General features: G+C 42.8%; 13 protein-coding genes. 8 read left to right on the top strand and 5 right to left on the bottom strand.

Features of this window, described 5'->3' with window-relative positions; all coding sequences use genetic code 11:
* The first annotated feature begins 1 nt into the window (after window position 1).
* On the top strand, window positions 2–1,108 hold the full coding sequence (locus tag RMZ43_RS20690) for a peptidylprolyl isomerase (protein WP_322655431.1): 1,107 nt from the start codon (window positions 2–4) through the stop codon (window positions 1,106–1,108).
* Window positions 1,109–1,147: 39 nt separating this feature from the next.
* Here the strand turns inward: RMZ43_RS20690 and RMZ43_RS20685 are convergent, their stop codons facing one another.
* Entirely contained in the window at window positions 1,148–1,735 is a 588-nt protein-coding gene (locus RMZ43_RS20685; RefSeq protein WP_322655432.1) for a Uma2 family endonuclease, read from the bottom strand.
* Between the two features lie 89 nt (window positions 1,736–1,824).
* Between RMZ43_RS20685 and thiL the strand changes: the two genes are divergently transcribed.
* Window positions 1,825–2,841: a thiamine-phosphate kinase gene (gene thiL, locus RMZ43_RS20680; protein WP_322655433.1), complete on the top strand. Its 1,017-nt coding sequence runs from the start codon at window positions 1,825–1,827 to the stop codon at window positions 2,839–2,841.
* Window positions 2,842–2,939: 98 nt separating this feature from the next.
* Here thiL and RMZ43_RS20675 read toward each other — a convergent pair whose 3' ends face one another.
* Window positions 2,940–3,953 carry a type I glyceraldehyde-3-phosphate dehydrogenase gene (locus tag RMZ43_RS20675; protein WP_322649743.1) on the bottom strand — a complete coding sequence of 338 codons (1,014 nt, stop codon included), beginning with the start codon at window positions 3,951–3,953 and terminating at the stop codon, window positions 2,940–2,942.
* Window positions 3,954–4,069: 116 nt separating this feature from the next.
* Window positions 4,070–4,696, bottom strand: coding sequence for a nicotinate (nicotinamide) nucleotide adenylyltransferase (gene nadD, locus RMZ43_RS20670; RefSeq protein ID WP_322649744.1), 627 nt, complete (start codon window positions 4,694–4,696; stop codon window positions 4,070–4,072).
* Between the two features lie 401 nt (window positions 4,697–5,097).
* Between nadD and murC the strand changes: the two genes are divergently transcribed.
* From murC to RMZ43_RS20650, 4 genes are all read left to right on the top strand, one after another.
* Window positions 5,098–6,561: a UDP-N-acetylmuramate--L-alanine ligase gene (gene murC, locus RMZ43_RS20665; RefSeq protein ID WP_322655434.1), complete on the top strand. Its 1,464-nt coding sequence runs from the start codon at window positions 5,098–5,100 to the stop codon at window positions 6,559–6,561.
* A 122-nt stretch (window positions 6,562–6,683) separates the two neighbouring features.
* Window positions 6,684–7,685 carry a UDP-N-acetylmuramate dehydrogenase gene (murB, locus tag RMZ43_RS20660; RefSeq protein WP_322649746.1) on the top strand — a complete coding sequence of 334 codons (1,002 nt, stop codon included), beginning with the start codon at window positions 6,684–6,686 and terminating at the stop codon, window positions 7,683–7,685.
* 219 nt (window positions 7,686–7,904) lie between these two features.
* Window positions 7,905–8,252: a YbaB/EbfC family nucleoid-associated protein gene (locus tag RMZ43_RS20655; protein ID WP_100900466.1), complete on the top strand. Its 348-nt coding sequence runs from the start codon at window positions 7,905–7,907 to the stop codon at window positions 8,250–8,252.
* A gap of 69 nt (window positions 8,253–8,321) precedes the next feature.
* Complete coding sequence (locus RMZ43_RS20650; RefSeq protein WP_322649834.1) at window positions 8,322–8,792, top strand: low molecular weight protein-tyrosine-phosphatase; 471 nt, start codon at window positions 8,322–8,324, stop codon at window positions 8,790–8,792.
* Window positions 8,793–8,860: 68 nt separating this feature from the next.
* Here RMZ43_RS20650 and RMZ43_RS20645 read toward each other — a convergent pair whose 3' ends face one another.
* Window positions 8,861–9,544 carry a response regulator transcription factor gene (locus RMZ43_RS20645; protein WP_322649747.1) on the bottom strand — a complete coding sequence of 228 codons (684 nt, stop codon included), beginning with the start codon at window positions 9,542–9,544 and terminating at the stop codon, window positions 8,861–8,863.
* A gap of 613 nt (window positions 9,545–10,157) precedes the next feature.
* On the opposite strand from RMZ43_RS20645, the gene smpB reads away from it, so the two are divergent.
* Window positions 10,158–10,625, top strand: a complete 468-nt coding sequence (gene smpB, locus RMZ43_RS20640; protein WP_100900463.1) for an SsrA-binding protein SmpB — start codon at window positions 10,158–10,160, stop codon at window positions 10,623–10,625.
* A gap of 181 nt (window positions 10,626–10,806) precedes the next feature.
* The gene (locus RMZ43_RS20635) at window positions 10,807–11,106 is read left to right on the top strand and encodes a WGxxGxxG family protein (RefSeq protein WP_322655435.1); all 300 of its coding nucleotides are present in this window, start codon (window positions 10,807–10,809) and stop codon (window positions 11,104–11,106) included.
* A 177-nt stretch (window positions 11,107–11,283) separates the two neighbouring features.
* Here the strand turns inward: RMZ43_RS20635 and RMZ43_RS20630 are convergent, their stop codons facing one another.
* Window positions 11,284–12,702, bottom strand: a complete 1,419-nt coding sequence (locus RMZ43_RS20630) for an IctB family putative bicarbonate transporter (protein WP_322649748.1) — start codon at window positions 12,700–12,702, stop codon at window positions 11,284–11,286.
* Window positions 12,703–12,916 lie beyond the last annotated feature (214 nt).

The raw sequence follows: 12,916 nt of genomic DNA, 5'->3' as shown, positions 1-12,916 counted from the left end.
CATGCTTAACTTATTAAAATCCTGGCTGAAGAACAGCCTAATGGCAATACTGCTGGTAACAATATTTTTAGGCATAACTACAGCTGGGTGGACTCCCTCTAGTAGCGCCGCGCTGCCAGCCGGCAACGCAATTACCGATGGCAAGGCTTTGTTGCGGTATGCACTCCCGATAGATAACAAACCTGTACGGCAACTACAAGCCAGTTTAGAGGACATCTCTGCCCAACTCCGGGCGAATCGGCGCTGGGGTGCTATTTCCAAGGACATCAGCCAAGCATCCCGCATTCTCGATAAACCCTCCCAAATCTTAACAAGCGTTCCTGAAGAACGCCAACCCCAAGCCGAAGCTTGGATTACTGAGTTAAAATCTGGGGTGGGAAAACTGGAAGAATTGGCGAAGAGTAAGGATAAAGAACAAATTCTCGAAAAGAGAGGCAAACTTCTGAATCTGGTTACTCAGTTAGAAGAGTCAATGGTGAAAGAATTCCCCTTTGAAGTGCCTGCCCAATACAGCAACCTACCACAACTTAAAGGTCGTGCCACTGTAGAAATCAAAACTAACAAAGGCGATTTGACCGTTGTAGTAGATGGTTATAGTGCCCCTGTCACTGCCGGTAATTTTGTAGATTTGGTGCAGAGAGGTTTTTATAATGGTTTAGAATTTACCCGTTCTGAAGAATCTTACTTTCTGCAAACTGGAGATCCAGAAGGTAAAGACGTGGGTTTCATTGATCCAAAAACGGGCAAATATCGCGCTATACCCTTAGAAGTCTTAGTTGAAGGTGATAAAGCACCTACTTATGGCATTACTCTAGAAGAAGCTGGTCGTTACGTTGATATGCCAGTTCTACCTTTTTCTGCCTTTGGGGCAGTGGTGATGGCTCGTCCCGAAAGTGAAGTGAATGGTGGATCTTCACAATTCTTCTTCTTCCTCTTTGAACCAGAACTTACCCCTGCCGGACGCAACCTATTAGATGGTCGCTATGCCGTGTTTGGTTATCTCACTGAAGGCAAAGAAGTTTTGGATAAACTGAAGGCTGGTGACAAAATTGAATCAGCAAAAGTCGTTCAGGGAATAGAAAATCTGGTTGAGCCGCAAGCAGCATAAAAAGAGAGCAGGGAGAGAATAATTCTTGTACAGACGCGATTAATCGCGTCTCCCCTGATTCAGATTTCCGGCGGTGAATATCTGATCAACTGCAATCTTCAATTCTGGAAAAGTTCGTGATCCAATTTGCTGATTAGCAGTAAAAACTGTTTCTTCGTAAAATCCATATTTCAGTAATAACACTGAAATCTTACCTTCTAGAGGATCTACAATCCAATATTCATGAACCTCTAAGGCCGCATATTCAGAGCGCTTATGGCGATAGTCCCGTTTCACCGACTCTGGACTGACCACTTCGACAATTAGTAACGGGAGTGACTGAAATACTGCTGAGGCATTCAACAATTCTCTGGCTTGTTCCACCGTCACCACACACAAATCAGTCAACCTAGATTTATTTCTACCCGTTCTCACCCCACTTTCCCGAAAAGTCAGCCAAGGAAAACTACAACGCTTGATTTCTCCATCTAGCAGTTGCTCAAGAAATTTGGCAATCAGAAAATGTTCAATAGTTGGTGGGTTCATTAGCTCTAGCTTGCCATCCACCAACTCATAATGGGAACCGTTGCCATCATCATAGGTTAAGTACTCCTCAAATGTGATGCTGGTTACTGGTGTTGTTCCCATCCCTACCGACTCCTAGACGATACCCTTATCTTAAACACTAAAACAAATCATCAGTTTTCTTCGTAATTTTGCAACACGGAAAACCGATTGTGAACAGTGAGTTATTTTCTCAACAAGTACAAGATATTGGAGAACAAGGTCTTTTAGAAAGATTACAGCGCTTTTGTCCTCCAGAAATTATCGGCGATGATGCAGCAGTGCTGGTGACTGCACCAGAGCAATCTTTGGTAGTGACAACAGATGTGCTGGTTGATGGCGTGCATTTTAGCAATGTCACCACTTCCCCAGAAGATGCTGGTTGGCGAGCTGCTGCTGCCAATTTATCAGATTTAGCGGCAATGGGCGCTACCCCGTTGGGAATTACTGTCGGGTTGGGACTCCCTGGCGAAGTTAGGGTAAGTTGGGTTGAGCAATTGTACCAGGGAATGACAGAATGCCTGAAAAAATACAATACCTCAATTGTCGGGGGTGATGTCGTGCGATCGCCTGTGACGACTCTGGCAATTACTGCTTTTGGTCAAGTTTCCCCTCATCGAATTATCCGCCGTTCTACTGCTGTTGTGGGAGATGCAATCGTCATTACAGGCGTTCATGGAGCCTCAAGGGCTGGCTTAGAACTGCTCTTGCATCCAGAATTAGGACAACACCTCAACGATGCAGAACGCACGGCTCTAATCCTCACACACCAACGCCCACAGCCACGATTAGATGTCTTACCAATCCTCTGGAAAATCTTACCATGCCCCATGCCCATTTCTGGTATGGATAGCAGCGATGGTTTAGCAGATGCGATTATTCAAATTTGCCGCGCCAGTGGTGTTGGCGCAGTTCTAGAACGAAGAAAAATTCCTGTACCAAAAACTTTTAACCATTGGCTGACACAAGAGCAAGCGCTGGAATATGCTCTATATGGTGGCGAAGATTTTGAATTAGTGCTGTGCTTACCAAAAGAGTCAGCATCAGCTTTAGTCCAACATCTTGGTGAAGATGCCGCGATCATAGGCAGCATTACATCTGGATCAACAGTACTATTGCAAGACGAACAAAAAAAATTCCCTGACCAAGTTCTGAGTCTTAGCCAGGGATTTCAACATTTTGGTCAATAGTCCTACCCTACGCGTTCGTCTTTGGCGTTCTCGTAGAGTAGCCGCCAGTGCGTCCATGTCATTTTTTTAATAACCAATGACCAATGACCAATAACAAATTATTGCCACTTTTCAGCTACTAATTCTGCCAAATCCAAAACTCGTTGGCTATAACCCCACTCGTTGTCATACCACGCCATAACTTTTACTAGGTCACTGCCCATAACCAAAGTCAAGCTAGCATCAACAATCGAAGAAGCGTCACTACCTTGATAATCCGAAGATACCAATTCTAGTTGGCTATAGTCCAAAATGCCTTTGAGTGGCCCTTCGGAAGCATCTTTGAGAGCTTGGTTAACTTCTTCAGTAATAGTACGCTTCTCAACCTGAACTACGAAATCTACCATTGAGACGTTCGGGGTCGGTACGCGTAAGGCAACACCATTTAGTTTGCCTTTGAGGTCTGGGATAACCAGCGCCACTGCTTTTGCTGCACCAGTAGAGGTGGGTACAATGTTGATTGCTGCTGCCCTCGCCCGTCGCAAATCCCGGTGAGAAGCGTCTAGCAAGCGTTGGTCACCTGTATAGCTATGGGTGGTGGTCATCGTGCCTTTGATGATGCCAAACTTATCGTTCAACACCTTGGCAATCGGTGCCAAGCAGTTGGTAGTACAGCTAGCGTTACTGATAATGTGGTGTTTGTTGTGGTCATAGTCGTGATGATTTACACCAACTACAAAAGTGCCATCCTCGTTTTTACCAGGAGCGGTAATCAGAACTTTCTTGGCTCCAGCATTTACATGCTTGAGCGCCCCTTCTTTGCTAGTAAATACCCCAGTTGCTTCGATAATTAGGTCAATTTCCCACTCTTTCCAGGGCAAGTTTTCAGGGTTGCGATCGGATACGCACTTAATGGTCTTACCGTTAACGATGATAGAGTTATCGTCGGCACTAATTTCAGCGCCCTTGATTTTCCCTAGCATTGAGTCGTACTTCAGCAGATGAGCATTGGTTCTAGGGTCTGAAGTGTCATTAATAGCGACAAGATCGATTTTACTATTCTCTCTGCCCACCCAGCAGCGTGCAAAGTTACGTCCAATCCGCCCGAAACCGTTGATTGCAACTCTAATCACAGTGTCTTGCCCTCTGTATTTATGCTTATATGTTGATATCGTTGACCCCAATCATATCGCAAAGGGGGGGGGCACTCATAACGATAAAGTGTTAGATCAATAAAAAAACACATAATTTATTCAGATTTGTTCGAGTAGAGATTGTTGTTCGTGATATATGATCTGACTGATTCCGGGACTAAATAACGAATTGACTGGCATTCGCGGCAAAATTTGCGAATTAGACTTGACGAAACTCCGACTATTGGTATATCTAAGAGTTGCCAGTGAATGGTAATTGACTGTTCCCTTAGCTGTTGCTCCACTTGCTTGCAGATTAATTTACTTTGAGTTATAGTCTCACCACCTAGCAGTCGGGGTGCTATTAACCAATCACACATTTGTGCTAGTTCGTGTCCACGGTACCAACGGGGTAAAGTTTGGAAAGTATCCAAGCCTACGATCCAGTACCAGTGAGTATTTGGGTAAGAAGCAGATAAGTCCATCAGGGTGTTAATGGCATAGGAAGTCCCAGAGAGATTTGCCTCCACTAGTGAGACAGTAAACGCTGGGTTATTTTCTATGGCTAATTGCAGCATTCCCACACGATGCTCAAATAAAGCTGCTTGTTTATGAGGAGGATTTAGGGATGGCACCCAAATTACCTTTTCAAGGGATACTTGATGCAAAGCTCTCTCGGCTACCAGCAGGTGTCCCCAATGAATAGGATCAAATGTGCCACCAAAAATTGCTAGTTGTTGCATCCAGTTATGCCTGGGTTTTATGCAATTGAAAAATAGTTTCATTACCAATGTACTATTGTAGTCAATTCTTCCCTAGACTGAATCCAATTTAAAATCAGCTTCACTAACAATGTATGATGTAGCCAATTCCAGTAAGGTAGCCAAAAAGATGTATTTGACATTACAAGAATTTCTTTCCCGATGCGACCAAAATTTTCAGAATAATCTTAAAAACACTTTAGAAATGTAAAAACCTCCAACCAAGGTAAAATCATTCTGAACAAGGAAAACCAGAGCAGAAATATCATCTGGCCATCAAACATAAACATGATTAAGGAACAGTTACGGTAAAAATCAAATTCCTGTTATGATACGCGTGTCATTTGTGATTATGGTGTGGTGTGGTGTAAAAGGAGCAAGAAATGACTAATTCTGTAGATTTTAGTGGTAGACCATTTCATTTTATTGGTATCGGTGGTATAGGTATGTCTGCTCTGGCATACGTTCTTGCCAAGCGTCAATTTCCAGTATCAGGTTCGGATCTTCGTCCCAACCACATTACGCACAAATTGGAATCTATCGGCGCTCATATTTTTAGTAGACAAGAGGCAAGCAATCTTGAATTCTTTCATCCTCAGGTATTAGCGAATGCAGTAGTATTAAATTCACAAGAAGAATTACCTACTACTACTAAATCAATACTGCCTCAAGTCATTTGTTCAACAGCAATTAATACAAACAATTTAGAATATAAAGCAGCGCTAGAATTAGGTTGTCCAATTTTACATCGTTCAGATGTACTGGCAGCCTTAATTGCGGATTACCACAGTATTGCAGTGGCAGGAACACACGGCAAAACTACAACCAGTAGCATGATTGGTTATATGCTTCTGGAAGCAGGTCTAGACCCAACGATTTTAGTAGGTGGCGAAGTCAATGCTTGGGAAGGTAATGCTCGATTGGGACAAAGCCAATATTTGGTAGCCGAAGCAGATGAATCTGATGGTTCCTTGGTAAAACACGCTCCAGAGATTGGCATCATCACCAATATTGAACTCGATCATCCAGACCATTACGAGACATTAGAAGAAGTCATTGACATCTTCCAGACATTTGCTAAGGGTTGTAAAACGTTAATAGGTAGCATTGATTGTGCTACAGTGCGCGATCGCTTGCAACCCACAATCAGCTACAGCTTATACTCAGATACTGACGCTGACTACAGCGTTACTAATATTGATTATCGGGCTGATGGCACTACGGCTCTAGTTTGGGAAAGAGGCAAAGCTTTGGGCGTGTTGAAGTTACGCCTGCTAAGTCGGCACAATCTTAGTAACGCCTTAGCAGCAGTAGCTGTTGGTCGCCTCTTGGGCTTAGAATTTGGAGAAATTGCCAAAGGTATCGCCACCTTTGAAGGAGCAAGACGCCGTTTTGAGTTCCGGGGTGAAGTAGATGGTATTACCTTCATTGATGACTATGCTCATCATCCTAGCGAGATTCGCGCTACTCTTGCCGCAGCCCGCTTACAAGCAAGACCAGGACAAAGAGTGGTGGCCATCTTCCAACCTCATCGCTATAGCCGTACACTCACCTTTTTAGAAGAATTTGCCGATTCCTTTACCCATGCCGATTTGGTTGTACTGACTGATATTTACAGTGCAGGCGAACCCAATTTAGGACAAATTACTGGTGAACATCTAGCGGCGGAAATTGCTAAACAGCATTCTTCTGTAGTTTATCAACCAACTTTACCCTCAGTATGTGAGTTCTTGCTGCAAACACTACGCCCAGGAGACTTGGCGCTGTTTTTGGGGGCCGGGAACTTGAATCAGGTAATTCCTGAACTAATTACGACGCTTTGTGAACCGGCTAAAGCCACATCTTAAGTGGAGATTTTGCGAAGTTTTATTTCTGAGCAAAGCGCCCGTTTAGCAACGGTTCCATAGGTTAACTCAATTACCGTATATTTGCGGTAAATAAATGTAAAAATTTTACCAAAAAAGTAAAGATGACCATTTACCAGGCAGCTGGAAACGTCTGCACAGTTTCTGCTTTGAATACAAAGAAACATCAAACAAATAATTCGGTGGACAGTGAAGTAATTTACTTACCCAATACTGATTGTACGATTAAGTCCCAGGCTTCTTTGTCTGCATTTACTTCCTATAGAGTTGGGGGAGCAGCTGATTTATACGTTGCCCCCCGAAACTTAGAAGCACTGCAAGCAAGTCTTAAATACGCAAAAGAACGTAATTTAAAGGTGACAACACTGGGAGCAGGTTCTAACTTGCTTGTGAGCGATGGGGGCATATCAGGCTTAGTTATTGCTACCCGTCATCTCCGCTTCAGCAACTTTGACCCCCAAACCGGTCAATTAACCGTTGCTGCTGGAGAATCAATTCCTAGCTTGGCATGGGCGGCAGCAGAATTAGGGTGGCAAGGATTGGAGTGGGCTGTTGGCATCCCTGGAACAGCCGGAGGAGCCGTGGTGATGAATGCAGGGGCACATAATAGCTGTATCGCAGATATGTTAGTTAGTGCCCAGGTGCTTTCACCCGATGGTACGTTGGAAACTCTTAGTCCCGATCAGTTGGGTTATAGCTACCGAACTTCATTATTGCAAGGTGGCGATCGCATAGTCACCCAAGCCACATTACAACTCGCGCCAGGTGCAGACCCAGCAAAAGTTGTGGCAATCACCAGAGAACACAAAAAGCATCGCTTGAGTACCCAACCATACAACTTCCCCAGTTGTGGAAGTGTGTTCCGCAATCCCAAACCTTACAGCGCTGGCTGGTTAATTGAACAAACTGGTCTCAAAGGTTACCAAATTGGTGGAGCGCAAGTAGCACAACTCCATGCTAATTTTATCGTTAACCGTGGTGGAGCAAAAGCTAGTGATATCTTCTGTCTCATTCGCCACATTCAACATCAAGTACAAGAACGTTGGTCTATTAATTTAGAACCAGAAGTCAAAATGCTTGGAGAGTTTCAAGGTGCTTGTGGATAAAGAATGGGGAGTAGGGAGTGGTGAGTGGAGGATGAAGGAACCGAGGAGCAGGGCAGGCAGAGAGAGAAATAACTGATACCCTATTCCCTACTCCCTACTCCCTACTCCCCACTCCCCATTCTATGACGCATTAATTATTGGTAAAAAAAGAGGCAAATTACTTACCGCATCTATAATTGAATTTGATTTGTTATTCAACGCATACGCGTAAAATTAATTATGACAGGTAAAGGACAAGGATTCGGCTTTGGCTTAGGAAAAATGAAAGAATTGGCTGACGCTTTTAAGAAAGCCCAGCAAGTTCAAGAAGGCGCAAAGCGACTCCAAGAAGAATTGGAGCAGATGGAGATTCTAGGAGAATCTGGTGGTGGCCTGGTGAAGGTGATTGTCAGTGGAAACCAAGAACCTAAGCGAGTAGAAATTTCTCCAGATGCTTTAGGAGAAGGTGCAGAAGTACTTTCTGATCTGGTAACAGTGGCAATGAAAGAAGCCTACAACAAATCCACAGCAACAATGCGGGAACGTATGGAAGAATTGACCAGTGGACTAGAACTTCCTGGATTTTAGTCATTAGTCATTAGTCATTGGTCATTGGACAAAGGACAAATGACTATTGACAAAGGACAAAACATATCTATGGCTTACAAGTTGCTATTTGTCTGCTTAGGTAATATCTGCCGATCGCCATCGGCAGAAAACATTATGAATCATCTAATTGAGCAGGCTGACTTGAGCGAACACATACTTTGTGACTCAGCTGGTACATCTAGCTATCACGTTGGTAGCCCACCCGACAGACGCATGAGTGCTGCGGCTGCTACAAAGTTGGGAATTAAACTACGTGGTCAAGCACGCCAGTTTCAAAAGTCAGACTTTGAAGACTTTGATTTAATTTTAGCGATGGATCAAGAAAACTATGAGAACATCCTCGCTCTTGATCAAACTAAGCAGTATCAACATAAAGTACGTTTGATGTGCGAGTTTTGCTCTCGACACACCCTGAAGGAAGTTCCAGATCCCTATTATGGTGGTCAAGAGGGATTTAATCGGGTTATTGATTTACTGATGGATGCTTGTGAAGGTCTGCTGGCAAAAGTTAGGAGTTAGGAGTTAGGAATTAAAATTCCTCACTCCTGCACAGACGCGATTAATCGCGTCTCTACTCATAACTTTTTTTATTCCACCAAACCATGCTTCATGGCAAAACGCACTAATTCCGCTCGGTTGCTAGTTGAGGTTTTTCTCAATAAACTGCTAACATACTTTTCCACTGTGCGAGGACTCAGGTGTAGCTGATGACCCATTTCGGCATTAGAAAGACCATGAGTCAATAACTCTAAGACTTCCTGTTCTCTATGAGTTAGGGATGAGTGCATGTGGGATTTCTGAATTTGAGTAGAAAGAGAATTATGGGCATCCACCGCTTTTGTCGAGGCGGAAATGCCCAAACTCTCTTTATGAGAAAACCGATATTCCGATTGAATAATTTGCGATCGCTCCAAAAGATTGCGGATTGCTGCTGCTAACTCTTCCAGTTCAAAAGGTTTGGGTAAAAATAAATCGCACCCTGACTGGTAGCCCAAAATTCTTTCTTGGGTCTTAGTTCGGGCTGTTAATAAAATTACAGGTAATAATCGAAATACTGGTTGTTGACGCACCCGACGCACTAGTTCATAGCCATTCATCTGTGGCATCACAATATCCGTGACAATCAAATCTGGATGATGCTCATCCACCATAACCAAAGCCTCTTGACCGTCATTAGCCGTAATCACTGAGTAGCCAGACAGTTCAAGATAGTCACTAACAGACAGGCGAGTGCCCAAATCATCATCCACTACAAGGATCGTCAAGGGCATGGACAATACACCCCTAGCATTTTTTTACTCAGAAATTTGCTTTTACGCGCTTCATCAGTGAACACAGACAATAATATTCTTATGTTTCATACTATAGACAGGATTACCACCTAATGATATTTTTAAGGACGATTTATAAATAAAATCTTAAATCCTTAGAAAAGGTTAAAGAAATGTAACTCATCTTTGACTTTTGACTTCCCTAAAGGGGCTGACTCGCTCTTTTTGGGAGGCATAGAAAGCTTTATCGTTTGTAACAACTCATCAATAAATCACAGTAAATACTACCATAGTATAAATTAATATTAACTTAATAAATAATTTACTAAAAGCTAAGTAGGGATAAATATCTTTAATGATTGTTGGCATCATACCTATTCTTTGTGAAACGACACAAAATTAAACTAGGTAAGACTTAGGGCTTAAGTCTCAAGTCTTACCAACATCATAGGTAATCGGTATCATATAACTTAAAGTTGCCAGAAAACTCTTAATTGTGAATTGATAAAAGCTAAATTAGTGATATACAGTTCATATATAGCGGTTCTAAGATACAGCCTATAATTAACAAAAAATCTAAATAATTTTTTAGGTAAAGCACACAAAATTATCAATGAGCGACAAGAGCGACAGTTACAAAGTTATTAGCGACAACCGCCAAGCCCGTTATTTGTATGAAATTCTAGAAACTTACGAAGCTGGAATTGAGTTGACAGGAACCGAGGTTAAGTCGATTCGTGCAGGTAAAGTCAATCTTCAAGATGGCTATGCTTTGCTTCGCAATGGTGAAGCATGGTTGATCAATGTCCATATCTCGCCTTATAACGCTAGTGGACAATATTTTAATCATGAACCACGGCGTACACGGAAGCTGCTGTTGCATCGCAAAGAACTCCGCAAGCTAATTGGCACAGTTGAACAACAGGGTTTAACTTTAATCCCTTTGAAAATGTATCTCAAACGTGGCTGGGTAAAAGTAAGTATAGCCCTTGGTAAAGGTAAAAAGCTCCACGACAAACGAGAAGACCTGAAACGACGCCAAGACCAGCGTGACATTCAACGGGCAATGAAAAATTATTGAGCTTCAGTGCCGCTAAACTACCACACCAGAGTGAGAAACCGATTTCTGTAAGAAGTATATTGTATGTCCACAGCGTGAGTTGTGAAAATTCCCAGTTTATAGCCGTAGATTGATTTTCTTAAAGCTGGGAATCGATAAAGTGGTGGGTAACTTCGGATGGCATAAGGAATTGTCAAAACTTATGAAAAGTAATTTCATTAAAGCTGTTGGTGCTGGCGTTCTCACCTTGAGTATGGCAGTTTTACCCTTAACTCTATCCGCACAAGCTCAGACGACAACTGACACCGGAGGCAGTACTTCTTCAGGAACGTCAACTTCAGGAACGACCACTTATAATAATGACCGCAAAGATTTTGATTGGGGTTGGCTAGGATTAATTGGTCTAGCTGGTTTGGCTGGTTTAGGTGGTAAAAAGAGTGAGAACCAACCCACTGCTTATAGCGACCCTAATGCTCCAGGGGCCACTACCTACAGAGACTAGACAATAGAAAATTCATTAAGTTGTCAGTTGTTCACTGGAAAAACAACTGACAGCTTAATCATATTACAACACGGTTCAGTTAAGGCTAAAACTCTTTGTCAAACTCAATTTTTTTAACGAACCGCCAAGGACGCAGAGAGAAGAAAGAAATGCTTAACTGAACTGTATTGAATCATATTAATTTACTGTTGGTTCTAAGTTAGATGAATTTGTCTGGTTTTGAGCTAAAGGTGTCCAGTAGCTGGCAATTAGGGCAACTATGAGCCACCAGAGGGTATTAACTTCAGGACGATACCAAACAGTATCTACGGTTCCATGAGCTAGCATTCCCAACAAAATAGCGATCGCTCCAATTAACCAAAATCCCTCTACACTTCTCAATCGTCGCAGTCGTCGCACTTGTAGAAATGCTGTGTTAAATGTGACAATTATTAGCCAGAGAAAGCAGGCTAAACCAACAAAGCCAGTTTCTAGAGTCACTTCAAATAAAATCGAATAGGCACTCAAGGCAGTGTAACGAGGGCGTTGGTAAAGAGGATAAACTTGATTAAAAGAGTTGTGTCCCGGGCCAATGCCGAAAACTGGGCGATCGCGGATCATCTCGAAGACAGCATCCCACACATTTCGGCGAAAATTATTACTGCTATCTTGACGGTCAGCAAAAATGCTAAACACTCGTAGGCGCACTGGCTCTACAAATATCATTGCTAGCAACAATATGCCGATCAAACCTCCCAAGACAATCGGTAGAGACCAGGTACGCCAAAAACGAGGCATTTCCAGGCTTTTCCAATAAACTAATAATACCATCACAGCCAAAATTGCCACCACTAGCCCAATCCAACCGCCACGACTAAAAGTGAGGATTAAGCAGGCAGTATTGACAATTAACATTGTTAATGCTAAAGCTTTTTTAATCCAGCTTTGCCATGCAAAAATTGCTACTAAGCTAAAAATTACTGCTGGTAAGAGATATCCAGCCAATAAGTTGGGATTGCCTAAATAACTGTAGACTCTGGTAGTCTTAGACAGGGGAGATTCTGGATCAACCCAAGTTGCCAGTGCCGTAGCTCCAAAAAACCATTGCCGCAACCCATATACACTGACAATTAACGATACGTGCAGGTAAAGAACGATAATCCAAGACCGGAGGCGAGGCAACCTCAGTATCCTGGCACAAAGGGCAAATAGCAGCAAATACAAGGTTAACGTTCCCAAGTCGTTAAGTGCCGCCTTTTTCACTGGTGATAATGCCGTTGCAATTGCGGCAACCCCCCAGTAGAGCAATACTAGCAGGTGAATGGGAGTGACTGAGGAGACATTTGCTGGTGTTGCTTCATCAGATAAAGTCAACAACAGCCAAAATGCTACACAAGCTCCCAGCAACAAGCCTATTAATGTACTCGAAGTAAAAGGTGCAAGCGCATATACTAAGCTGAGTAAAGCAGCTGCTGTCGCATCTCCCCATTGCATCAAGACGCTAGTTTGCCGCCAAGAACTTAACAGTCCCACCAAAAAACGATGTACGTAACTGGTAGCAAAGTATTCTTTGAGCGGTAAAGATGATAAAGTAAATCGTTGCCAGACTAAATTCATAAAAAACATTGCGATCAATTAGTCTGCCGACGCAGAACTTGGAATTGATCATAATGCCTATGGCTATAAAAAGGTAATAACGAAATTGCAGTTTAGTGATGATGCTCTTATTCATAGCGATCGGCCACTACCTGTAATCTAAAATACTTTAGCTAATACTAAGTGAAGATAGCCGTTGATTAACCCTTCACCTAGTTACTACATAACAAAGCAT

The sequence above is a fragment of the Nostoc sp. CmiVER01 genome, assembly GCF_034531135.2.
Lineage (GTDB): Bacteria > Cyanobacteriota > Cyanobacteriia > Cyanobacteriales > Nostocaceae > Nostoc.
The sequence above is the reverse complement of the archived record's forward strand: the minus strand, read 5'-3'. Positions and strand labels throughout refer to the sequence as shown.